At 70.9% G+C, this 22,962-nt stretch carries 23 protein-coding genes and 2 pseudogenes; 15 read left to right on the top strand and 10 right to left on the bottom strand.

Annotation, left to right across the window (positions count from 1 at the left end; translation table 11 throughout):
* Window positions 1-137: 137 nt before the first annotated feature.
* From GEV07_26030 to GEV07_26045, 4 genes are read right to left on the bottom strand one after another with little or no spacing between them, the layout of a single operon-like run.
* Complete coding sequence (locus GEV07_26030; GenBank protein MQA06027.1) at window positions 138-455, bottom strand: helix-turn-helix domain-containing protein; 318 nt, start codon at window positions 453-455, stop codon at window positions 138-140.
* Between the two features lie 2 nt (window positions 456-457).
* The gene (locus GEV07_26035) at window positions 458-937 is read right to left on the bottom strand and encodes a type II toxin-antitoxin system RelE/ParE family toxin (protein MQA06028.1); all 480 of its coding nucleotides are present in this window, start codon (window positions 935-937) and stop codon (window positions 458-460) included.
* Window positions 934-2,118: an anhydro-N-acetylmuramic acid kinase gene (locus GEV07_26040; protein ID MQA06029.1), complete on the bottom strand. Its 1,185-nt coding sequence runs from the start codon at window positions 2,116-2,118 to the stop codon at window positions 934-936. The genes GEV07_26035 and GEV07_26040 overlap by 4 nt, the downstream gene beginning before the upstream one ends.
* Window positions 2,118-3,257, bottom strand: a complete 1,140-nt coding sequence (locus GEV07_26045; GenBank protein MQA06030.1) for a serine hydrolase — start codon at window positions 3,255-3,257, stop codon at window positions 2,118-2,120. The genes GEV07_26040 and GEV07_26045 overlap by 1 nt, the downstream gene beginning before the upstream one ends.
* An 85-nt stretch (window positions 3,258-3,342) precedes the next feature.
* Between GEV07_26045 and GEV07_26050 the strand changes: the two genes are divergently transcribed.
* Genes GEV07_26050 through GEV07_26070 form a run of 5 tightly spaced genes read left to right on the top strand, consistent with a single transcriptional unit; the run spans window position 3,343 to window position 8,692 of the window.
* Entirely contained in the window at window positions 3,343-4,881 is a 1,539-nt protein-coding gene (locus GEV07_26050; protein MQA06031.1) for an ABC transporter substrate-binding protein, read from the top strand.
* 7 nt (window positions 4,882-4,888) lie between these two features.
* A complete protein-coding gene (locus GEV07_26055) occupies window positions 4,889-5,851 on the top strand; it encodes an ABC transporter permease subunit (protein ID MQA06032.1) in 963 nt (320 codons plus the stop codon).
* Window positions 5,848-6,741, top strand: coding sequence for an ABC transporter permease subunit (locus tag GEV07_26060; GenBank protein MQA06033.1), 894 nt, complete (start codon window positions 5,848-5,850; stop codon window positions 6,739-6,741). Before GEV07_26055 ends, GEV07_26060 begins: the two co-directional genes overlap by 4 nt.
* Window positions 6,738-7,700, top strand: coding sequence for an ATP-binding cassette domain-containing protein (locus GEV07_26065; protein MQA06034.1), 963 nt, complete (start codon window positions 6,738-6,740; stop codon window positions 7,698-7,700). The genes GEV07_26060 and GEV07_26065 overlap by 4 nt, the downstream gene beginning before the upstream one ends.
* On the top strand, window positions 7,697-8,692 hold the full coding sequence (locus GEV07_26070) for an ATP-binding cassette domain-containing protein (protein ID MQA06035.1): 996 nt from the start codon (window positions 7,697-7,699) through the stop codon (window positions 8,690-8,692). The genes GEV07_26065 and GEV07_26070 overlap by 4 nt, the downstream gene beginning before the upstream one ends.
* Here GEV07_26070 and GEV07_26075 read toward each other — a convergent pair.
* The 4 genes from GEV07_26075 to GEV07_26090 all read right to left on the bottom strand — a co-directional run bounded on the left by GEV07_26075 (window position 8,689) and on the right by GEV07_26090 (window position 12,157).
* Window positions 8,689-9,684, bottom strand: coding sequence for a D-cysteine desulfhydrase (locus tag GEV07_26075; GenBank protein ID MQA06036.1), 996 nt, complete (start codon window positions 9,682-9,684; stop codon window positions 8,689-8,691). The two genes, GEV07_26070 and GEV07_26075, sit on opposite strands and share 4 nt — an antisense overlap.
* 41 nt (window positions 9,685-9,725) lie before the next feature.
* On the bottom strand, window positions 9,726-10,910 hold the full coding sequence (locus tag GEV07_26080) for a cation:proton antiporter (GenBank protein MQA06037.1): 1,185 nt from the start codon (window positions 10,908-10,910) through the stop codon (window positions 9,726-9,728).
* Between the two features lie 6 nt (window positions 10,911-10,916).
* Complete coding sequence (locus tag GEV07_26085; protein ID MQA06038.1) at window positions 10,917-11,399, bottom strand: potassium transporter TrkA; 483 nt, start codon at window positions 11,397-11,399, stop codon at window positions 10,917-10,919.
* Between the two features lie 65 nt (window positions 11,400-11,464).
* Window positions 11,465-12,157, bottom strand: a complete 693-nt coding sequence (locus tag GEV07_26090) for a ferric iron reductase (protein ID MQA06039.1) — start codon at window positions 12,155-12,157, stop codon at window positions 11,465-11,467.
* Between the two features lie 59 nt (window positions 12,158-12,216).
* Between GEV07_26090 and GEV07_26095 the strand changes: the two are divergent.
* Window positions 12,217-13,181 (top strand): annotated as a pseudogene (locus GEV07_26095) (ATP-binding cassette domain-containing protein).
* The gene (locus GEV07_26100) at window positions 13,178-14,020 is read left to right on the top strand and encodes an ABC transporter permease (GenBank protein MQA06040.1); all 843 of its coding nucleotides are present in this window, start codon (window positions 13,178-13,180) and stop codon (window positions 14,018-14,020) included. The pseudogene GEV07_26095 and the gene GEV07_26100 overlap by 4 nt, the downstream one beginning before the upstream one ends.
* Before the next feature lie 457 nt (window positions 14,021-14,477).
* Here the strand turns inward: GEV07_26100 and GEV07_26105 are convergent, their stop codons facing one another.
* On the bottom strand, window positions 14,478-15,569 hold the full coding sequence (locus tag GEV07_26105) for a SidA/IucD/PvdA family monooxygenase (GenBank protein ID MQA06041.1): 1,092 nt from the start codon (window positions 15,567-15,569) through the stop codon (window positions 14,478-14,480).
* Window positions 15,570-15,682: 113 nt separating this feature from the next.
* Here GEV07_26105 and GEV07_26110 point away from each other — a divergent pair, with 113 nt between their 5' ends.
* From GEV07_26110 to GEV07_26145, 8 genes and pseudogenes are all read left to right on the top strand, one after another.
* Window positions 15,683-16,486: a methyltransferase domain-containing protein gene (locus GEV07_26110; GenBank protein MQA06042.1), complete on the top strand. Its 804-nt coding sequence runs from the start codon at window positions 15,683-15,685 to the stop codon at window positions 16,484-16,486.
* Between the two features lie 50 nt (window positions 16,487-16,536).
* Window positions 16,537-16,953, top strand: coding sequence for a DUF2294 family protein (locus GEV07_26115; protein MQA06043.1), 417 nt, complete (start codon window positions 16,537-16,539; stop codon window positions 16,951-16,953).
* A 225-nt stretch (window positions 16,954-17,178) separates the two neighbouring features.
* Entirely contained in the window at window positions 17,179-17,772 is a 594-nt protein-coding gene (locus GEV07_26120) for a cysteine dioxygenase (GenBank protein MQA06044.1), read from the top strand.
* Window positions 17,769-18,209 carry a rhodanese-like domain-containing protein gene (locus tag GEV07_26125; GenBank protein ID MQA06045.1) on the top strand — a complete coding sequence of 147 codons (441 nt, stop codon included), beginning with the start codon at window positions 17,769-17,771 and terminating at the stop codon, window positions 18,207-18,209. The genes GEV07_26120 and GEV07_26125 overlap by 4 nt, the downstream gene beginning before the upstream one ends.
* A 96-nt stretch (window positions 18,210-18,305) precedes the next feature.
* Window positions 18,306-19,921 (top strand): annotated as a pseudogene (locus tag GEV07_26130) (monooxygenase).
* 72 nt (window positions 19,922-19,993) lie between these two features.
* A complete protein-coding gene (locus tag GEV07_26135; protein MQA06046.1) occupies window positions 19,994-20,959 on the top strand; it encodes an L-carnitine dehydrogenase in 966 nt (321 codons plus the stop codon).
* Window positions 20,956-21,387, top strand: coding sequence for a thioesterase (locus tag GEV07_26140; protein MQA06047.1), 432 nt, complete (start codon window positions 20,956-20,958; stop codon window positions 21,385-21,387). The genes GEV07_26135 and GEV07_26140 overlap by 4 nt, the downstream gene beginning before the upstream one ends.
* Window positions 21,388-21,498: 111 nt before the next feature.
* Window positions 21,499-22,122: a methyltransferase domain-containing protein gene (locus GEV07_26145; GenBank protein MQA06048.1), complete on the top strand. Its 624-nt coding sequence runs from the start codon at window positions 21,499-21,501 to the stop codon at window positions 22,120-22,122.
* A 9-nt stretch (window positions 22,123-22,131) separates the two neighbouring features.
* On the opposite strand, the gene GEV07_26150 is transcribed toward GEV07_26145, so the two are convergent.
* A complete protein-coding gene (locus tag GEV07_26150) occupies window positions 22,132-22,896 on the bottom strand; it encodes a hypothetical protein (GenBank protein ID MQA06049.1) in 765 nt (254 codons plus the stop codon).
* Window positions 22,897-22,962: the final 66 nt, after the last annotated feature.

Raw genomic sequence — 22,962 nt, forward strand, 5'->3', positions numbered from 1 at the left:
ACGGCGGACATTCTTCCCCGCTTCGCCCGGGTAGGGACGTGGACACGCCCTGGTCTACTGATTCCGTCGTTAACGTAGCACAATTCAACGGAATTAACAGCCGACTGTCGCCATGCGTATAGGTATCGGCGGTCTCTCTAGGGCGTGCGGTCGGCGCCGAGGTCGACGCTCGCGACCTCGCCCGCGACCAGTCGCAGCGGGATGCCGGTGGCGCGGCTGAGCTGTGCGAACACGTCGACCGACGGGATGGTGTCGAAGTCCTCGTACTCGGCGACGGTCTCCTCGGTCGTGCCCATCCGCCGCGCGAGCTCCGCCTGGCTCAGCCCGGCCTGGGTACGTACCTGGACGAACAGCTCCACCAGCTCGCTCTCCAGGGCCGCGCGCGCGTATTCCTCGCGGTACACCTCGGCGTCGTCGGGAGGGTACTGCGCCTTCAGCTCCTCGTGCGAAACCACGGCTACCTCCCTCGATCTCGTCGTGCCTGCTTTCGCTGGGCCTTGGTCTGCGGCGACTGGCTCCTGCCTTGCTGTGACTGCCGGGACTGCTGTGCCTGGCGGCCGCCTTGGCCTCGCTGCTGGCCGGAACCGCCCTGCTCCTTCCCCGCGCGGTCGAGAATAGCGCGGTCGCTCTTCATCCGCAGCCGCGCCTTCTCGACCTCCGTGCGCTCGTTCTGCCGCTGCTTCCGGAACACGGTCAAGGTCCGGAACTCGTTGCCGTTGCGGTGGTACGTCACCCGCGTGTTGACGTTCTGGGCCCGGAAACGGAGCTCGTACAGGCCGCCGTTGAGCGACTTGGAGTGCGGTTCGCGTATCTGGGGGCCCTGCTGCTGCAACCGGTCGAAGGCCTGGTCGGCACGGGCCTTGTGGGCGGAGTTGAGGCCCTTGTACCAGTCCTGTACGTCCTTCGAGTGCGCGATCGTCCATTTCTGGTCGTTCATCGGCCGTCCACCACCAGACGCGTGGGTCGCGCTGTCGCCGGGGTGGGCAGCCGCAACGGTTCGTTGCCTGGCGTGAGTGAGCCGAGCACCGACGGCTCGCGCGCGCCGGTGGCCGACGGTACGGTGCCGGCGATGCCGTGCACGCTGAGGAAGCCGAGCAGCGCGAACGCGTACGCCTCCTTGCCGGTCGCCGGGATGCCGTACGTGTCGACGGGGACCAGGGACGCCGGCGCACAGTGTGCGCGCATCCTGGCCAGCAGCGTCGGGTTGTGCGTGCCACCGCCAGCGATCACCAGCTCGGCGAGCTGGTGGTCGTGACAGGTGCGGCCGGCGAGGGTGGCGGTGAGCTCGGTGAGGGTGGCGACCAGGTCGTCGCCGTCGACGCCGGCGCCGGACCGCTGCTCCAGCCGGGCCACGTGCTCGGCCACGTATTCGGTGTGGAACAGCTCCTTGCCGGTCGACTTCGGCGGCGCCAGCTCGTAGTACGGCTCGGCGAGCAGGTCGGCGAGGAGATCGTCGTGTACGTGACCACGTGCGGCGCGTGCGCCGTCGAGGTCCATCGACTCCGTCCCTCCAGACAGCCGCCCGACCGTCGTGTCGATGAGCGCGTTCGCGGGTCCGATGTCCCACGCGAGCAGCTCGCCGTTCGTGCGGACTGTGACGTTCGCGATGCCGCCGAGGTTCAACGAGCCGCGCGGCGCGCCGTCGTGCAGGAGCAGCAGCTCGTCGAAGAGCGACACCAGCGGCGCGCCCTGGCCGCCGCGCGTGATGTCGCGCGTACGCAGGTCGGAGACGACGGCGCAGCCGGTGGCCGCGGCGATCCACGCCGGTGCGCCGAGCTGCAGGGTGCCGCGGGCCTGCCGGCCCTCGACCCAGTGGTAGACGGTCTGGCCGTGCGAGACGACCAGGTCGGCGTTGCCCGCGGTCAGCTGGTCCACGCCGCGCTCGGCCGCGGCGCCGAACAGCTGGCCGAGCTCGGTGTCGAGCTGGCAGATCTCCGCGAGCGTCGTGCGGGCGGGTGGCAGCACGCCGGCCAGCCGGCTGCGCAGCTCGTCGGGGAAGTCGACGGTCAGGGTGCCGAGCGGGGTGGCACGGACCGTCTCGCCTTCGATGCGGAAGTCGGCGGCCGCGAGCTCGACGGCGTCGTAAGACGTGCCGCTCATCACGCCGAGTACCCGCATTACGCCAGCCTGCCAGATCGCGCGGCGCGGGCGACCGTTTCCAGCACGGCCAGCCAGCGCGCTTCGTACGGCGCCGGTGGCGGCGCCGCGGTCACGTGCAGCCGGTTGGTGAGCAGCGCCACGGTGAGCCCGTGGTTCGGCAGTACCGCGAAGCCGATGCCGGGGAAGCCGGTGTGCCCGTACGCGTCCACGTCGCTGTCGCCGTCGTGCACCTGCCAGCGGCGGAATCCCGACGCCTGGCCGGGATCGGCGCCGATGGTGAGGAAGCGGTGTACGGTCGGCGCGCGCCAGTAGCCGTCGCCGCGCAGCGAGCCGAGGACGCAGCGGCCGAACGCCACCAGGTCGGCGCCGGTGCCGAACAGGCCTGCGTGGCCGGCGACACCACGGAATGCGTGGTAGGCGTTGCCGTCGTCGACCTCACCGACACGCACCCGGGACCGCCAGCGGTGGAACGTCGCCGTCGAGGCGCCGACGGGGTACGGGGTGCCGGTGTCGATCATGCGCCGCTCGACGACGTCGCCAGGCGCACCCGCCGCCACCGGGGTGCCCGCGGGGACACCGGCGTACCGCAGGCTGTTGAGCCCGAGCGGCTCGAACACCAGCTCCCATGCCGCGTGCTCGAGCGGCTGCCCGGCGACCACCTGCACGACCTGGGCAAGCAGCATGAACCCGAGGTCGGAGTAGTGCCTGCCGGAGCGTGGTGGGTAGCGCAACGGCAGCCGGGTGACGAGCTCGAGCGCGGCGGCGGGGTCGCCGGCGGTCAGGTACGTCGGCCACCACTCCCACAACCCGGCCCGGTGTTCGAGGAGATCCGCGACGGTGGTGTCGGGGTGTGGCCAGCCGCCGAGGTAGCGCCGCACCTGGTCGGCGAGGTCGAGCTGGCCGCGGTCCACCAGGGTCAGCACGGCGGCCGTCGTGGCGACGAGCTTGGTCACCGAGCCCAGGTCGTGCGCGGTACCTGCGGTCATCGGCAACGGTCGGGCGAGCGGCCCGGCGTCGTCGAAGACCTGGCGGTAGCCCGTCGCGTACGTGTGCGTACTCTCGGTCCGCCCGATCGCCAGGCAGGCGCCGGGTGGCGCCGCCGTCGCGGACTCGTCCACCAGGGAGTCCAGCACAACGGTCAGGTCTGGTCCCACCACCGTTGCACGTTAGCATTTGCCCCACTTGATTATCTGAGACGTAAATGAGTAACGTGCTTCGACACGGCAATCGGAGGTAGCCACCATGGCTCGGCGTCGAAGTGCACTCGCGTTCTTCTCCAGCGTCGTACTCGTCGCAGGCGCAGCGGCCTGTGCACCCGCTGGGTCGGAGTCTGAGGACAAGGGCAGCGGCAAGTTCGTCGTCGCTCGCACCGGTGACATGGACAAGCTCGACCCGCACGTCGCCACTGCGTTCCAGACCATCGACACGCTTGGCCTGATCTACGAGAACCTGGTGCGGGTGGACGCCAAGGGCGAGATCGCGCCTTCGCTTGCGAGCAAGTGGCAGCAGTCCGGGGACGGTCGCCGGCTCACGTTCACCTTGCGCGACGGCGTCACCTGGCACGACGGCGACCCGTTCACCTCGGCCGACGTGAAGGCGTCGATCGACCGCATCCTGGACGAGGAGACCGGTGCGGTGGCGCGTTCGAACCTGCTCGCGGTCGAGGAGGTGCGCACCCCGGACAAGAACACTGCGGTGTTCGAGCTGTCCGAGCCGGATGCCGCACTGCTGTACGCGCTCACGTCGGTCAACGCCGCCATCGTGCACGACGAGGACGTCGAAGCGGAGTCCGTGGACAAGGAGCCGAACGGCACCGGTCCGTTCTCCTGGAAGTCGCGCAAGCAGGGCCAGCAGGTGGTGTTGAACGGGTACCAGGACCACTGGGACGGTGCACCGAAGATCAAGACGCTGGAGTTCCGGGTGATCCCGACCGAGTCGTCGATCCTCTCCGGTATGCGCGCAGGGACGTTCCAGATGGGCCAGCTCTCCGACCCGAGCGTGGCGAAGCAGGCGAAGGGCAAGAGCGGGTTCTCCCTGATGAAGGAGGCGTCGCTTTCGTACCACACGTTGATGCTCAACGGCCGGCGCGGACCGCTGAAGAAAACCGCAGTGCGGCAGGCGATCGCGTGTGCCATCGACCGGCAGGAGGTCGTCGACACTGCGGCGTTCGGCGACGGCAAGGTGACCGGTCCCATCACCAGTCCCGCGTACCCGTACGACGCCACCAAGGGGTTGCCGTGCGAGCCCGGTGACGTCGGCGCGGCGAAGAAGATGCTCACCGACGCCGGCTACCCGAACGGCTTCACGCTGCAGACCAACGTGCAGACCGGCGAGTATGCGACGTCGGTGGCCGAGGGCCAGAACCTGCAGGAGCAGCTGAAGAAGATCGGGGTGCGGCTGAAGCTCAACCAGCTGACCACCGACCCGTTCGTGAAGGCGTGGTTGGAGGCCGACTTCGACGCCTCGGTCGCGCTCAACGGCGGCAGCTACGACCCGTACCTGATGTACGGCCGCTACTTCACCAAGAACGGCAGCCTGTCCACGCCCGCGGCATGGGAGTCCGCGAAGCTGGACGCCTTGCTGACCAAGGGGAACGGCAGCACCGACGAGGACGAGCGGTCGGCGACGTACGAGCAGCTGCAGCAGCAGCTGTTGAAGGAGTCGCCGTGGGTGTGGCTGTTCCGCGGCGAGGACTACTACCTGGTGGCCGACGGCGTGCAGGGCTTCCAGACCCGGCCGGACGCGTCCCTGATCGCGTTGGCGAAGACCTCCGCGGGCTGATCGCACGGTGACACGGGCGAGGTGGGTCGCTCGGCGGCTGCTCGGGACGGCGCTGACCCTGATCGGCGTGGCCGTCGTGGTGTTCGTCGTACTGCGTGCCGTGCCCGGCGACGCGATCAGTGCGCAGCTGGGCATCGAGGCGGGTTCGCTGACCGAGGCGCAGCGGGCGGCGCTCGAACGCTACTACGGACTCGACGAGTCGCTGCCCGCCCAGTTCCTCGGCTGGCTCGGCGCGCTCCTGCAGGGCAACCTCGGGGTCTCGTTGAGCACGGGAGCACCGGTGGGCGAGCTGATCCTGGCTGCGTTGCCGGTGACCGTGGAGCTGGCGGTGCTGGCCGCCCTGATCGGCACGCCGGTCGGTGTAGCGCTCGGGGTGCTGGCGGCGAGCGGCCCTGGCAAGATGCGTGACGGCATCGTGCAGGGCACTGCGCTGTTCGGGCTCGCGCTGCCGGAGTTCGTGCTCGGCACGGTGGTGGTCGCGGTGCTGGCGGTGGCGTTCGGCTACTTCCCGGACACCGGGACGTTCGTGCCGTTGACGCAGAGCGTCGCCGGCAACCTCAGCCAGGTGTTGTACCCGGCCCTGGTTCTCGCCGTCGGGTTCGCGGCGAACGTCATGCGCACCACCAGATCGGCGTACATCGACATCGCCAGGTCCGACTTCGTCCGCACCGCGCGCGGCAAGGGCGTGCGGTCCGCGCGGATCCGCGGCGTGCACGTGCTGCGCAACGCGTCGGTGCCGATCGTGACGCTGGTCGGCATCCAGCTCGGTTACCTGCTCGGTGGCACCGTGGTGATCGAGCAGGTCTTCGCGCTGCCCGGCCTCGGCCGGCTGCTGTTCACGGCCATCAACGACAGGGACTACCCGACGGTGCAGAGCACGGTGCTCGTCGTCGCCGTCGGGTTCGTGCTGGTGAACCTGCTCGTGGACCTGCTCTACCGCGCCATCGACCCAAGGACCGGTACGGCATGACGACGACACCACCCGTCACCGGCGTACGCGCGGACGAGCTCGCGGGAACCTCGCTGCGCGGCCCGCGGTTGCTGCTCGCCGGTGTCTGGGGCGACCGCAACGGTCGGGTCGGTGTGGTCATCGTCGGTGCGCTCGTGCTGCTCGCGATCGTCGGGCTGGCCGGCGTGTTCCCGTACTCACCCACCGACCAGGATCCGGCCGTACGGCTCGCGGCGCCCTCGGGTGCCCACTGGTTCGGCACCGACCAGTTCGGCCGTGACATCGCCGTGCGTACGCTCGTCGGCATCGCGACGTCGCTGCGGGTCGCGTTCGTCGCCGTCGCGCTCGCCTGTGTGGTCGGGTCCGCGCTCGGCATCACCGCGGGCTTCTTCCGCGGTTGGTGGGACCAGGTGGTGGGCCGGGCGGCCGAGGTGCTGTTCGCGTTCCCCGCCATCCTGCTCGCGCTCGCGGTGGTGAGCGCGCTCGGCCGCGGCTGGCTCAACACAGCGCTCGCCATCGCGATCGTGTACACCCCGATCTTCGTGCGGGTGTCACGCGGTCCGACGCTGACCGTGGCCACGTCCGAGTACGTGAAGGCCGGCCGGGTGCTGGGCATCCCCGTACCCCGGTTGCTGCTGCGGCACGTGCTGCCCGGTGTCGCCGCGCCGATCGTGGTGCAGCTGACACTCGCGCTGTCGTGGGCCGTGTTGACCGAGTCTGCGCTGTCGTTCCTCGGGCTCGGCACCCAACCGCCCGACCCGAGCCTCGGCCTGATGGTGTCGGACGCCCGCAACATCGTCGCCGACGCCTGGTGGTCGATGGCGTTCCCCGCGGCGGCCGTGGTGCTCGCCGTCATCGGGCTGAACCTCGTCGGCGACGGGCTGCGCACCGCGCTGGAGGAACGGCGATGACGGTGCTGCGGGTGACCGGGCTGCGGACCACGGTCGGCGACGGCGCGCTCGAGGTGGTGCGCGGTGTCGACCTCACCGTAGCCGCGGGGGAGACGGTCGGACTGGTCGGTGAGTCCGGCTCCGGCAAGTCGATGACCGCGTTGTCGGTCGCCGGCCTGCTGCCTGAGACGGCGCGGGTGACGGCAGGCTCCGTGTGGCTGGACGGCCGCGACGTGCTCGCGTTGGACGACGACGAACGGCGTCCGCTGCGCGGCCAGGTGGTGGGCATGGTCTACCAGGACCCGATGACGTCGCTGAACCCGTTGATGCGCATCGGCAAACAGGTTGCCGAGGGGCTCACCGCGCACGGCTGGTCGGCGGCAGACGCGAACGAGCGGGTGTTCGAGGTGCTCGCCGAGGTGGGGATGCCGGCACCCGCACGCGTTGCGCGGTCGTACCCGCACCAGCTGTCCGGCGGCATGCGGCAGCGCGTGCTGATCGCCTCGGCGCTGGCGGCCAGGCCCAGGGTGCTGATCGCGGACGAGCCGACGACCGCCCTCGACGTCACCATCCAGCGGCAGATCGTCGACCTCGTACGCCGGCTGCGTGACGACTACGGGCTGGCCGTCGTCTGGATCACCCACGACCTCGGGGTGGTGGCGCGTATCGCCGACCGCGTGCTGGTGATGTACGCGGGCCGCGTCGTCGAGGAGGCCGCGACGGGCACGCTGTTCACCACGCCGCACCACCCGTACACCGAAGGGCTGTTGCGTTCCATCCCGCCGATGGGCAGCGCGGAACGCCCGCCGCTGCCGCAGATCGGCGGCGTACCGGTGCTGCCCGGGCGGCTGCCTGCCGGCTGCCCGTTCCGGCCGCGGTGCGCGCAACGGGTCGAGCGGTGCGGTACGGAGGAGCCTGAGCTGATCGAGCGCGGCGACGGCCGCGCCGCCTGCTGGGTGCCGAGGGAGCGCTGGACATGAGCGACCCGGCGGAACCGATGATCGAGCTGCGCGACGTGGTCAAGCGTTACCACGTGCCGGGCCGCGGTGACGTGCGCGCGCTGGAGAACGTGAACATCAGGGTCGAGCGGGGCGAGACGCTCGGCCTGGTGGGCGAGAGCGGTTGCGGCAAGTCGACGGCGGCGCAGCTGCTCGTGCGGCTGGAGCGGCCGACGTCCGGTGTGGTGCGGGTCGCTGGCATCGACGTGCCGACGGCACGCGGTGCGGCGCTGCGTCGGTTGCGACGTACGGTGCAGCTGGTCTTCCAGGACCCTTACGCCTCGCTGAACCCGCGGCTGCGTGTCGGCGATGCGATCGCGGAGGTGCTCACCGTCCACGGTGACCGCGGCGAAACGCGCGAGCGCGTCACGGAGCTGCTCGGCCTGGTCGGCCTCGACGCGTCGACCGCCGACCGGTACCCCGGACAGCTGTCCGGCGGGCAGCGGCAGCGGGTGGGCATCGCCAGGGCGCTCGCCGTGCGTCCCGAGGTGCTCGTGCTCGACGAGCCGGTGTCCGCGCTCGACGTCTCCGTACGCGCCGAGGTGATGAACCTGATCGTGCGGCTACGCGAGGAGCTCGGCCTCACCTGTGTGTTCATCTCGCACGACCTCGGCATGGTGCGGCACGTCGCGGACCGGATCGCCGTGATGTACCTCGGCGAGATCGTGGAGCTCGGTTCCTGGCGCACGGTCTCCGACCACCCGGCGCACCCGTACGCGCAGGCGCTGCAGGACGCCGTGCCCGTACCCGACCCGGCCGTGCACGAGGCCGCGGCGACGCCGTTGACCGGAGAGGTCCCCGACGCCGCGCGGCCGCCGGCGGGCTGCACGTTCCACCCGCGGTGCCCGCTCGCCGAGGACGTCTGCCGCAGCACGCCGCCGCACCTGCTGCCGATACGTCCGCGGCGCGGCGACGAGACCGAGCACGACGTCTCCTGCCACGTGGTCGCCCGTACCGCAGGAATCTCGGACTAGCCGAACGCCGAGCGGTAGCCGAACAACCCTGCCGCGCCGCCCGTGTGCACGAAGACCACGTTCTCTTCCTGGCCGTACGCTCCTTCGCCGATGCGGGTGAGCAGGCCGGCCATCGCCTTCCCCGAGTAGACCGGGTCGAGCAGCAGGCCCTCGGTACGGGCGACGAGACGCACGGCGTCGACCATGGCATCCGTCGGCACACCGTAGCCGCCGCCGATCGCGCGGTCGTCGACCTCGATGGTGTCGGTGGGCAGCGCGTCGTCGATGCCCAGGTGCCGCAGGGTCCGTTCGGCCAGCTCGTGCACGGTGCCGACCTGGACGTCCGCGGGTTGCTTCACCGGAATGCCGAGCACGGGGATGCGGGCATTGCTGCCGCAGAGCCCTGCGACCAGGCCGCTCTGCGTGCCGGCACTGCCGGTCGCGTGGACGACCTGATCGATGCGGACCGGCGCCGAGGCCAGCTCCTGTGCGCAGGCCACGTAGCCGAGCGCGCCGACCGGGTTGGAGCCGCCGCCGGGGATCACGTACGGCGTCGACCCGTCCGCGGCGAGCTTCGCGGCGTGCTCGTCCATGACAGCCTGCATGTCGGTGTCGACCGGTGGCCTGGCCACGACGTGCGCGCCGAGCAGGTCGTCGAGGAGTACGTTGCCGGACTGCTCGTACTCCTCGTCCCGCTGCACCCGTGCTTCGAGGAACACCTCGCAGCGCAGCCCCACGGCCGCGGCCGCGGCGGCCGTCTGTCTTACGTGGTTGGACTGGGTGGCGCCCTGGGTGACGAGGACGTCGGCGCCCCTGGCGAGGGCGTCGCCGACGAGGAACTCGAGCTTGCGCGTCTTGTTGCCACCGGTCGCGAGGCCGGTGCAGTCGTCGCGTTTCACCCAGAGGTTCGGTGCTGGGCCGTGCCGGCGCAGCTCCGCCGTCAGGCGCGGCATCGGTTCGAGCGGCGTGGGGAGATGGCCGAGAGTGCGGCGTGCGAAGCGGGCGAGATGCACGACGCCAGCCTAGAGACTGCCGGCCGTCGAGCCAATGCCTCTCACTGCGTCGCGACGGCGCGCTCCCTGCGCCTGCGCATCCGGCGGCGCAGCACCGGGTCGACGGCGCGGGCCACCAGCGGGCCCGCGGCGGCCACCAGCAGCACGTAGGCGGCGGCCAGCGTGGCGAGGCGCTCGTCGATGCCGTTCGCGACGGCGAGACCGGCGACGACGATGCTGAACTCGCCGCGGGGGAGTAGCGCCGCGCCGGCGCGTGCGCGGCCGAACTGGCCCACGCCCGCCCGTCTGGCGGCCAGGTAGCCGGTCAGCAGCTTGGTCGCGATGCCCACCGCGGCCAGGGCGAGCGCGGCGGCCGCGACCGGCGGCAGGTGGGTGGGGTTGGTCTGCAGGCCGAAGAAGACGAAGAACACGGCGGCGAACAGGTCGCGCAGCGGCGAGAGCAGCTGGCGCGCCGCGTGCGCGACCGGTCCGGAGAGCGCGATGCCGACGAGGAACGCGCCGACCGCGGCGGAGACGTTCAGCTTGGACGCGATCCCGGCGACGAGCACCGCCAGGCCGAGCACCTTCAGCAGCAGCACCTCTTCGTTGGGCGAAGCGATGAACGCGCCGATCTGCCGGCCGAACCGCACCGCGACCACGAGCACCGCGGCGACCAGCACCACCGCGACGGTGACGGAGATGGTGCCGGTGACCAGCCCGGCCGCGGAGAGGACCGTCGTCACGATGGGCAGGTAGACGGCCATCGCCAGGTCTTCCATCACCAGGATCGCCAACACCGCAGGCGTCTCCCGGTTACCCAGCCAGCCGAGGTCACCGAGCACCTTGGCGGTGATGCCGGACGAGGTCGCGTAGGTGACGCCGGCGAGCACCAGCGCCCCCACCGGTCCCCAGCCCAGCAACAGCCCCGCGACAGCGCCTGGCGCCGCGTTCAGCACCAGGTCGAGCACACCGATCGGCGCGGAGCGGCGGAGGTTGGTCACGAGCTCGTCGGCGGTGTACTCGAGACCGAGCGAGAGCAGCAGCAGGATGACGCCGATCTCCGCGCCGATCGCGATGAACTCCTCGCTCGCGGCGAGCGAAACGATGCCGCCGTCACCGAAGGCCAGTCCGATCAGCAGGTACAACGGGATCGGCGAGATGCTCAGCCGGGCCGCGAACGTTCCGATCAGGCCGAGCGCGACAAGCAGCCCGCCGAGCTCGAGCAGCAGTGTCGCCGTGTCGTGCATCGGCCGTCAGCCGTTGGCGAGGATGTCGGCGACCGCGGACGTACCGTCGCCGGTGCCCACCACGACTACGATGTCGTCGGTCTCGAACCTGAAGTCGGGCAGTGGGCTCGCGATGACCTCGCTGCCCCGCACCACGGCCACGATCGACGCTCCCGTGCGGGTGCGTGCCTGCGTGCTGCCGAGGGTCTCACCGGCGTACGGCGAGCCCGCCTTGATCGGGATGCGCTCGCTGACCAGCCCCTCGACCTGCCGTTCCAGCTCGGCCAGCCGCTCGATGACCTTGGAGGCGGCCAGCAGCTCGGCCAGGCCGTCCGCCTCCTCGACCGTCAGCACGACGGTCTCCACCACGGTGTCCGGATCGTCGACGTCGTACAGCAACAGGTCCCGCTGGCCGGAGCGGTGCGAGATCACACCCAGCCGGCGACCCTGTCGGGTCATGTACACGTGCTGCAGCCCGATGCCGGGCAGCGCCCATCGCTCGAACTCCACTCCCTGTTCACCCTCTCCTGGGTCGGCCGGGTCCATTCTCCCGGTGCGTGGGTACGGGGGTCCGGTCAGGCCTGCAGTACGCAGTCGCCGCAGAGCCCACCGCCAGGCACCCGGTAGAACAGGCAGCAACTGCCGCGCCGCAGCACGGGCGGCTCTGCGGCGAGGTCGACCGTGCCGCCGTCGCGTAGTGCAGGGGTGCCGAACAGCACGCGCGCGATGTCCGTGGGCATGCGGCCGAGGCCGTGTGGGGCGAGCACGCGGAGCGTGCCGACGAGCGCCGACACACCGGTGGCGGTGCGTACCGCGGTCGCCAGCGGCTCGACGTGTGCGTCGAGAGCGCCCGCCGCGACGAGCCGTGCGGTCCGGTCGAGCGGTCCTTCGCCGACCGGTGTCGCCGACGGCGTGACAGTGAGCAGTTCGACGAGGGACTGCTCAGTGCTCCGCCAGTACGTGTCCGCGGGGTTCAGGATGGGTACCAGGCCGGTCGCCGCGGTGCAGCCGAGTACCACCGACCACAGCCGTGCTGCGTAGCCCTGGTGCAGGATCGACGCGGCGACCCGGTGGTCGTCGGTGCCGAGCCGCCCGGCCGTGCGGTCGACCAGGTCGCGCAGTGCGTCGGTGGCCGGGTCGTAGAGACCGGTCACCTGGCGCCAGCCGCCTTCCGGCGGCGGGTGGTCACGTACGGCGACAGTGAAATGACCGCCGAGCGCGGCGACGCGCTCCAGGGCGTTTGCCGCGGGCACGTCGCGTTCGGTCATCACCGTGACGCTACCGCGTCCCGGCGCAGCTGTCGGTGGGGCTGGGTAGTGTCCGTGAAATGGATCTAGCGATCGAGACGAACGGTCTGGTGAAGAACTTCGGCGAGACCCGTGCCGTCGCGGGTGTCGACCTGGCGGTACGTTCCGGCGGTGTGTACGGCGTGCTCGGCCCGAATGGTGCCGGCAAGACGACCACGATCAGGATGCTGGCCACGCTGTTGCGTCCGGACGGCGGCGAAGCCAAGGTGCTGGCTACGACGTGCGGCGGCAGGCCCGCGCAGTACGCAGCCGAGTGAGCCTTACCGGCCAGTTCGCGTCCATCGACGAAGACCTCACCGGCACCGAGAACCTGGTGCTGCTGGCGCGGCTGCTCGGGTACTCACGAGGGGCGGCGAAACGGCGCGCGGCTGACCTGCTGGAGGCGTTCGGGTTGGCCGACGCGGCAGGGAAGTCGGTGTAGAAGTACTCCGGCGGCATGCGGCGCAGGATCGACATCGCGGCCAGCATCGTGGTGACGCCTGAGCTGGTCTTCCTGGACGAGCCGACTACCGGGCTCGACCCGCGTAGCCGTAACCAGGTGTGGGAGATCATCCGCGGCATGGTCAAGGAGGGCACCACGGTGCTGCTCACCACGCAGTACCTGGACGAGGCCGACCAGCTCGCCGACCGCATCGCGGTGATCGACCACGGCAAGGTGATCGCCGAGGGGTCGAGCGGTCAGCTGAAGGCGTCGGTGGGCGCAGGCTCCCTGCACGTGCGGCTGCTCGCGACCGAACAGCGTGCCGCGGCAGAGCAGGTGCTCACCCGAGTGCTCGAGGTGCCCGTACGGATGGAGGCGGACCCCGCGGCACTGTCCGCGCGGATCTCCGACCCGCAGCGCGTCGCGACCGCCCTGGCCGAGTTGTCCGGTAACGACATCGCCGTCACCGAGTTTGCCCTCGGCCAGCCGAGCCTGGATGAAGTGTTCCTGGCGCTGACCGGACGCCCGGCCGAGGACGAGGCCGTGGAAGAGGAGGCTGCCTGATGACCGCGACCTCGCAGCAGTCGACACCGGTTGCCGCGGACGCACTGCGCGGTGTGCTCGCCGCGGGTGAGCGGCCGTCCCCGCCCGGCCCGCTACGAACGTCGCTGACGTTCGGCTGGCGTGCGTTGCTGAAGATCAAGCACGTACCCGAGCAGCTGTTCGACGTCACGATCTTCCCGATCATGTTCACCTTGATGTTCACGTACCTGTTCGGCGGTGCGCTGGCCGGCTCCACCACGGAGTACCTGCAGTTCCTGCTGCCGGGCATCCTCGTGCAGACGATCGTCATGATCACCATGTACACGGGGATGACGTTGAACACGGACATCCAGAAGGGCGTCTTCGACCGGTTCAGGTCGCTGCCGGTATGGCGGCCGTCGGCGTTGGTAGGCGCGTTGCTCGGTGACGTCGTCCGCTACTCGATCGCGTCCGCGATGGTGCTCGTCCTGGGGCTGGTGCTCGGCTTCCGCCCGGCCGGCGGGGTGGCGGGCGTGCTGCTCTCCGTGGCGCTGCTGCTGGTGTTCTCGTTCTGCATGTCCTGGATGTGGACGATGCTGAGCCTCATCCTCCGCACGCCGAACTCGGTGATGGGGGTCAGCATGATGCTGATGTTCCCGCTGACCTTCGGCAGCAACATCTTCGTCGACCCGCGGACGATGCCGGGCTGGCTGCAAGCCTTCGTCGAGGTGAACCCGATCAGCCACCTGGTGAGCGTCGTGCGCGGCCTGATGCACGGCTCCATGCCCGCCGGCGAGATCGGTTGGGTCCTGATCAGCTGCGTCGTCCTAGTCGCCGTCTTCGGCCCGATCACCATGGTGCTCTACCGCAACAAGAACTAGCAGGCCCCGTCGGTGGGTGGGCCACGCCTCAGCTGGGTCGGGTGGCGCCGTCGGCCGCGGCGTCGGGTCAGTCGCTGTGGTGTTGCCGCAATGGGCTAGACGGCCGGGTGTGGCGAGCAGGTCGCGCGGCTTCCGGGCAGGCGGCTGGCAGCGCGGGTGCAGCGCTCGGGTTGGGGTGGGCGGGCAGGTCGCGCACTTCCTGGGGCGCCGGTCAGGTGGCTGCGGTCACCCGGCAGTGGCCAGGTCGCGCGTCTCCTGGGAAGGGGGCGGCGCCTGGCAGCGGGTGTGTGCCGGGATGCCGCGAGCAGGTAGCGCACTTCCTGGGGCGCCGGTGAGGCGGCTGCGATCCCCGGGCGTTGGCCAGGTCGCGCGCCTTCTGGGAAGGGGGCGGCGCCTGGCAGCGGGTGTGGTGCCGGGGTGTCGCGGGCAGGTCGCGCACTGCCGGGGCGGGCGCTGGTTAGGCGGCGGCGGTGTCGGCAATGGTGAGTAGGTCGCGGACCTCGCGGGCGGCGGTGCGGCCGGCGCGGTTGGCGCCGATCGTGCTGGCTGAGGGGCCGTAGCCGACCAGGTGCACTCGGCTGTCGGCGACTACTCGGATGCCGTCGAGCTTGATGCCGCCGCCGTGCTCTCTGAGCCGCAGCGGTGCCAGGTGGTCGAGCGCGGCGCGGAAGCCGGTGCACCAGACGATGACGTCGACCGGCAGCTGTCGGCCGTTGGTCCAGGCGACGCCGGTCTCGGTCACCCGGGCGAACATCGGCAGCCGGTCGAGGGCGCCGCCGGCCAGGGCGTCCCTGACCACCGTCGTGTACGGCAGGCCGGTGATGCTCACCACGCTCTGCGGCGGCAGGCCGGCGCGGACGCGTTCCTCCACCAGCGCGACCGCGTTGCGGCCCTCGTCGAGGGTGAACTCGTCGTCGCGGAACGCCGGCGGCCGGCGGGTGAACCAGTGCACGGAAGCGGCGGTCGTCGAGACCTCGGACAACACGTGCGTCGCGGAGTGGCCGCCGCCGATCACCGCGACGCGCAGGCCGGCGAACTCGTCCGGCCCGGTGTAGTCGGCGTAGTGCAGCTGCCGCCCGGCGAACTCCGCGACGCCCGGGTAGTACGGCCAGTGCGGCCGCCGCCAGGTGCCGGTCGAGTTGATGACGGCTCGCGTCGACCACTCGCCGGCGTCGGTGGCGACGACCAGCCGCCCCTCGTCGCGTACCGAGTGGACGCGTACCGGACGGCGGACGGGCAGCTCGAACCGCCGCTCGTACGCGGCGAAGTACTCGGGGACGACGTCCGCCACCGGTCGCCCGTCGGCGGCCGACGACGGCTGGAACGCCATGCCGGGCAGCGAGAAGATGCCGTGCACCTTGTGCATGGTCAACGACCTGGCGCGGTGCTGCCAGGCGCCGCCGGCAGCGTCGTCGGCGTCGAGGACGACGAAGTCGTCGCCCGCGGTGAAGCCGAAGCGGCGCAGGAAGTACGCGCTGGACAGTCCCGCCTGCCCGGCACCGAGCACGGCGACGGCTACCTCGGTACGCGCGTCCGTCTGCTGTCCCACACCCAGCTCAACACCACGGACGCTCGCCGCCTTCCGTGCTCACGTAGTGAGATCGTGGTCTTGCGTATTGAGAACCTCGACTAGGCTCTGGTCGAGGCCAGAAGGAGGCAGGAATGACCCAGGCGGTGTACACCCACGGCCACCACGACTCCGTGTTGCGGTCGCACCGGTGGCGGACGGCGGAGAACTCGGCCGGCTATCTGCTCGGCGACCTGGCCCAGGGGCAGGCACTCCTGGACATCGGCTGCGGGCCCGGCACCATCACCGCCGACCTCGCCGCGCTCGTCGCGCCCGGCAGGGTCACGGCCGTCGACAGCGCCGCCGGGATCCTCGACCAGGCACGCCAGGTCGCCGCCGACCGCGGTCTCGACAACGTCGAGTTCGTCGTCGACGACGTGCACGCGCTAACCTTCGCCGCGGACAGCTTCGACGTCGTGCACGCCCACCAGGTGCTGCAACACGTGCACGACCCCGTGCAGGCGCTGCGCGAGATGCGCCGGGTGTGCCGACCGGACGGCCTGGTCGCCGCGCGCGACGCGGACTACGCCTCGATGGCCTGGCACCCGGCGATCCCCGCGCTCGACGAGTGGCTCGACCTGTACCGGGAGGTCGCCAGGGCCAACGACAGCGACCCGGACGGCGGCCGCCGGTTGCTGTCGTGGGCGCAGCAGGCCGGCTTCAGCGAGATCACCCCGAGCGCGTCCGCCTGGTGCTACGCGACCCCCGAGGAGCGCGCCTGGTGGGGCGACCTCTGGGCGGAACGCATGGTCTCGTCCACGGTCGCCGAGCGCGCCCTCGCCGGCGGGCACGCGACCGAGGACGACCTGCGCCGGATCTCCGCGGGGTGGCGCGAGTGGGCCGCCGCGGAGGACGGGTGGTTCGGCATGCTCAACGGCGAGGTCCGCTGCCGGCCGTAGCTGCAACCGCCGGCTGAAACACCGTTCCGGCCGGAAAGTAGGCTCGTCCCCTGCGATCGGACGGTGAGGGGAGAAGTCCGGTGGAGATCACGCGCTCGCAGCGGACAGCGGTGGCCGAGCGGATCACGCAGCTCGAGCGCGCCTTCTACGGGCGCGGGCCGAGCAACGTCAAGGTGTCCGTTAGCCAGGACGAGCCGGTTAGCCTGGTCGTGCTGTCCATCGACAGCCTCACCGCAGCGGACGCGGTGCTCAGCGAGCGCGGTTACCGCGAGGCCGTGGTGCGACATCACGAGTCGCTGCACGAGGCGACCAGGCCGGAGTTCGTCAACGCCGTGGAGGAGCTCGTCGGCGCCCGGGTGCACGCGTACCTCGCCCAGGTGCACCCGGTGACCGGCCACGCCGTGCGGGTGTTCATCTTCGCCGACCCCGGCGACTCGATCGAGCTGGAACGAACCGTCGACCATTGACCCCAACGGCCGTCGCAGCTGAGCTAGCATCGGCTCATACCGGGTGAACCCCGGTCGCACAATGAAAACAGCACACCGTACTCGTGGTTCGTCAGACAGCGGTCCGCCCACGGCCGGTCACCGAGGTATGCGACCCGAGCGAGGCGTCCCCAGTTGGGGTTGCCGCGACGGCCCATCGGCCGGCGCGGGATCACAGCAGGGACTGGAGCATGAGGAGCTTGTCTCGTGAGTATCTTGAGCACGTCTGCGCTCTGGTCGAGTCTGCGACCGGAGCCCGAGCACTTCGAGGACGCGGCGTCCGGCCGGCGGCTACGGCCGGCGGTGCTGCGTGACATGGTGACGCGGATCGCCGCGACGCCCGACATCTGGGCCGATTACGTACGGTTCGACTTCTACGAGCGGCACGCCGTCCGGCTGCACTTCGACGACGACTTCGACGTCTGGTTGATCTGCTGGGAGTTCGGCCAGGAAACCTTGCTGCACGACCACGGCGGCAGCGTGGGCTCGTTCGCCGTCGCCAGGGGAGCACTGTTCGAGGACTACGGCGACCGCCGCGGCAGCACCCTGCGCACCCGGGAGCTCACCACGGGCGAGAGCAGCGCGTTCGGCGCCGAGTACCTGCACAACGTGGTGAACGTGAGCGCCACCCCGGCGGTCTCCATCCACGCCTACTCGTTACCGTTGCGGGCGATGAACTTCTTCTGCTGGCTGCCGTCCGGGCCACGCCACCTGCGCGAGATCAGGTGTGACACGCCGGAGCCCGACACCACCGCGCTCGAGGCGGACGCGGCGAGGATGCGTGCCGAGGTGCGGGCATGAGCACCGAGGACACCATCTCAAGGAAGCTCCGGGAGGTCAGGGAGGAGCTGAAGCGGTACACGGCGGAAGAGGCCGCCGCGGCGATGGAGCGCGGGGCGTTGCTCATCGATCTGCGGCCGGTGGAGTACCGGCTGCGCAACGGCGAGGTGCCGGGCGCGATCACGGTGTCCAGGCACATGCTCGAATGGCGGTTGGACGTCACGAGCGACCGCAGGTTGAAGGAGCTCGCCCACGGCGACGCCGAGCGCGAGATCGTCCTGTTCTGCAACGAGGGCTACACGTCGAGCCTCGCCGCGTACCAGGTGATGCGCGACATCGGCCTGACCAACGTGACGGACATCGTCGGTGGGTTCGACGCCTGGCGCGACGCCGACCTGCCGGTGCAGCCGCGGACCCTGACGGTGGGTTCACCTAAGGAGTCCCCACCGGCCGGTTGAGGGCCAACTCAGGGCTCGGCCCGATGTTCCTGCCGGCCTGCCGGGTGGACGCTGATGCAGTCAGCGGACGTTCGGTGGTCGACAGGAGACGAGGGCATGGCGGACCTGCGTACTCAGGTGTTGGTGGTCGGGGGCGGGGTGACCGGCCTGTCCACCGGGTTGTTCCTGGCGTGGCACGGGGTCGCGTGCCTGGTGGTCGAACGCCATGCCGACCTGCTGATCCACCCGCGCGCCCGCGGCCTCACGCCGCGGACGATGGAGTGTTACCGGCAGGTCGGCCTGGAACCGGCCATCCATGCGGCGGCCTACGCCGGCGGCGAGTTCGCCTGGGTTCCGGTGCGTGCGGACACCCTCGCCGACGAGCAGTACGCCACGGTCGAGGAGCCCGGTGAGGACGACGGTTCCGGTGCGAGCCCGTCCCGGTTCGGGCCGATCGACCAGGACCGGCTCGAGGTGCTGCTGCGCGACCGGGCGAGGGAGCTGGGTGCCGACATCAGGTTCAGCACCGAGCTGACCGCGCACGCGCAGACCGGCGACGGTGTCACGGCCACGCTCACCGACCTCGGCACCGGAGACGGCTACCGCGTGCACGCGGACTATCTCGTCGCGGCCGACGGCATCCACAGCTCCATCCGGGCCGAGCTGGGCATCGAGAGCGACGGTCCCGGCGTGCTGTACGACACGATCACCGTGATCGTGGACGCGGACCTGCGGCCCGCGCTGCGGGGTCGGCAGGCCAGCATCGCGTACCTCCAGCACCCGCGGCCGTTCACCGTCCTGATGGCACACGACGACGCCGGTTGCCGGTGGGTGTTCGGCACCGGCTACGACCCGGCCGCGGAGACGATCGAGGACTACCCCGACGACCGGGTGCTCGAGATGGTGCGCGCGGCGTCGGGGTTGCCGGACGTGCCGGTCGCCGTGCGTCCGCAGATCCCCGGCACCGACAAGACCGTGCTCGGCTTCCCGATCGGTGCCCGGGTCGCGCGGCAGTACCGCGAGGACCGGGTGTTCCTCGTCGGCGACGCCGCGCACGTGGTGCCGCCGACGGGCGGGCTCGGCGCCAACACCGGCATCCAGGACGCACACAACCTGGCCTGGAAGCTAGCGGCCGTAATCGACGGGCACGCCGGACCGGCACTGCTCGACACCTACCAGCAGGAGCGGCGTCCGACCGGCCTGCTCACCATGGAGCAGGCGCTGGCCAGGTTCGGCAGCAGGATGACCGATGGGGAGGGGCCGGAGCTGATCCCGTACGCCGCCGTCGGCATGGGTTACCAGTACCGGTCCGCCGCGGTACGCGACGCCGCTGCCGACGCCGACCCGCTGCTCGCGGGCGAGCTGGCCGGTCAGCCGGGCACCCGCGCACCGCACGTCGCCGTCCGCCGTGACGGCGCGGAAATCTCCACCCTCTCACCGGACTTGACCAGACCGGCCCCTCACCGGACCTGTACGGCCGCGGCTTCGTGCTGCTCGCCGGCGCCGACGGTGCGGCGTGGCTGGCGGCGGCAGCCGAGCAGGCGCTGCCGGTCGCCGGCCACCGGTTCGGTGCCGAGCTGCAGCCGGCGACGGCCGCCGCCGCGCACGGCATCGGCCCGGACGGCGCGTTGCTCGTACGGCCGGACGGGTTCGTCGCGTGGCGCCGGGTGGACGCGTCCGGCGACCCGGCGGCGGAGCTGCGTGCGGCGTGCGAAGGCGTGCTCTGCCACTGATTTCGCCGCCGGCGTGCGGCCTGCTTGACTGGGCAGCCACAGTGGCGAAAGCCCAGGACGACGGAGGGCAGCATGGACGGGTCGGGCCGGGTCGCGGCGGCCGATGTCCGCCAGGTGGCGTGCATCGGGGCCGGAGTGATCGGCGGTGGCTGGGTGGCGCACTTCCTGGCGCGTGGCTACCAGGTCATCGCGTGGGATCCGGCGCCCGACGGCGAGGCGCGGTTGCGTCGCATCGTGGACGCGGCCTGGCCTGCGCTGACCGATCTCGGCCTGGCGGACGGCGCGTCACCCGACAACCTCACCGTCGCGGCGACGTTGCCGGATGCGTGCGCGGACGCGCAGTTCGTGCAGGAGAGCGCGCCCGAGGACCTCGAGGTCAAGCGTGCGCTGCTTGCCGACATCGACGCGGCGACGCCGCCGGACGTGGTCGTCGCGTCGTCGACCTCCGGGTACAGCATGACGGAGATGCAGGACCGTGCCGCCACTCCCGAACGACTGGTCGTCGGGCACCCGTTCAACCCGCCGTACCTGATCCCGTTGGTCGAGGTGGTCGGCGGCGAGCGCAGCGAGCAGTGGGCAGTCGACGCGGCCGCGGACTTCTACCGCTTTACCGGCAAGTCCGTGATCACCATGGATCGCGAGGTGCCGGGGTTCATCGCCAACCGGCTGCAGGAGGCCATCTGGCGGGAGGCGCTGCACATGGTCGCCAACGGCGAGGCGACCGTCGAGCAGATCGACGCGTCGATCACCGAGGGACCCGGCCTGCGCTGGCCGTTGTTCGGCCCCTGCCTGACGTTCCACCTCGCCGGCGGCGAGGGTGGCATGGCGCACATGCTGGACCACTTCGGCCCGTCCCTGAAGTCGCCGTGGACCAGGCTCGAGGCGCCCGAGCTGACCGACGAGCTGCGCGACCGGATGGTGCAGGGCTGCGACGAGGTCGCCGACGGCCGGTCGGTCGCCGAGCTCGTCGCGCAACGCGACGAGGCGTTGCTCGCGGTGATGAAGGCGGTGGGCACGGTCAGGAGCGACCGGCCGTGAACCTCACCACGCGGGTGCGGCCGGAGTGGATCGACTACAACGGCCACCTCAGCGAGGCGTACTACGTCCTCGTCTTCGGCTGGGCCACCGACGAGGTGATGGCGCAGATCGGCCTGGACGAGGCGTACCGCGAGCGCACCGGCTGCTCGCTGTACACCGTCGAGGCGCACATCAGGTACCTGCGCGAGGTCGACGGGGACGCGGAGCTGCAGGTGACGAGCACCATCGTCGGCAGCGGCGCGAAGAAGCTGCGCATCTGCCACGAGATGGCGGTCGGCGACGCGCTCGTGGCGACCGAGGAGATCCTCGCGCTGCACGTCGACGCGCGTACGGAGAGCACGGTCGTGTTCCCCGCGGCGGTCGTGGCGCGGATCCAGCAGCTCACGGCGCCGCCGCCGGAGTACGCCGGACGGTCGATCACGGGCTGACACGTTGCGTCGCGGCCGAGTGTCGTCGACTCCCATAATGTGAAACGGTTGGTAGGTACTGTCACCAACCCTCGGGAGTGATCGACCGTGACCCAGACGCCCAAGCAGCTGTTGGAGCGCGTCTACAACCTGCAAGGGACCGCCGAGGCCGAGACGGTCTACGACGAATGGGCAGGTACGTACGACACGGACACCGTCGAACGGATGGGGTACGTGGGGCCGAGGCTTGCCGCGGCGAAGCTGGTGGAGGTCGCGCCGGACGCCGAGACGGTGCTCGACGCGGGCTGCGGTACCGGGCTGGCCGGCCTCGAGCTCGCTCAACTGTGTGCGGCGACGATCGACGGGGTGGACCTCTCCGCGGGCATGCTGGCGCAGGCCGGGACGCTCGGCGTCTACCGGACACTGGCCAAGGCCGATCTCACCAAGCCGCTGGAGTTCGCCGACGACAGCTACGACGCGGCGATGTGCGTAGGCACGTTCACCGACGGGCACGTCGGGCCGGACGCGTTCGACGAGCTGGTGCGGGTGGTCCGGCCGGGCGGCGTGGTCGTCGCCACGGTGATGGGCCGGGTGTGGGAGTCGGGTGGCTACCGTGAGCACCTGAACCGGCTGGTCGAGCGGGCCACGGTAGAGCTGCGCGAGTCGGCCGAGCGGCCGTACCACGAGCGGGAGGGCATCACCTGCCGGCTGGTGGTGCTGGAGGTGCTCCCGCCGCGCCCGCAACCCTGGGACTGAGCCGTACGACTAGGCCGCGACGTGGTGCCAGGCGCTCACCGGGGGTCGGTGTGCCGACCACGGCCTGGCGGCCTCGATCTGGGCGGCGAGGCGGAACAGGGTGGTCTCGGCGCCGAAGCGGCCGGTGAGGTTGACGCCGACCGGTAGGCCGTCGGTGGACCAGTACGTGGGGAGGTTCATCGCCGGGTTGCCGGTGACGTTCGCCAGCGGGGTGAACGGGGCGAAGGTGAACCACCGCTCCAGGTAGGTGTCGACGTCGTCGAGCAGCGGTGTGATGTAGCCGTGCTCCACCGGGGGCAGCCCGAGCGTCGGGGTGAGCCAGACGTCGTACGTCGTCCAGAACGACGCCGCGCGCCTGGCCACGGCGGTGACCGTCTCGAGCGTGCCGAGGAAGTCGGGTGCCGACAGCTGCCGCGCCCGCTCGGCGAGCGCGAGGTTGCAGTGCTCGACGGTGTCCGCGGTCGCCGCGATCCCCGTGGCGGCGCTGAGCTCGTCGATGCCGTGCGCCAGATGTACGGCGAGCAGCGTGGAGACCGTCTCCACCACCGCGTGCGCGTCGTGCGGCGGCGACGCCTCCTCGACCTCGTGCCCAAGCTCCTCGAACAGCACGGCCGCGTCGCGTACCGCCGCGCGGCAGTCGTCGTGCACCGGTGAGCCGTGCGGCGACCGGTCGGTGAAGCCGATGCGCAGCCGGCCAGGGGCGGAGCAATGATCAGAACCTGTGGATGTGCTTCGGGAGGGGCGTACCTTCTCGAAGGATGATCTGAAGCCCATGCAGTTCTGATCAGGGCCAGCGTTGGCGCGCTGGTTCGGGAAGGTACGCCCATGCTCAAGGTAGTC

The organism is Streptosporangiales bacterium (assembly GCA_009379825.1).
Lineage (GTDB): Bacteria > Actinomycetota > Actinomycetes > Streptosporangiales > WHST01 > WHST01.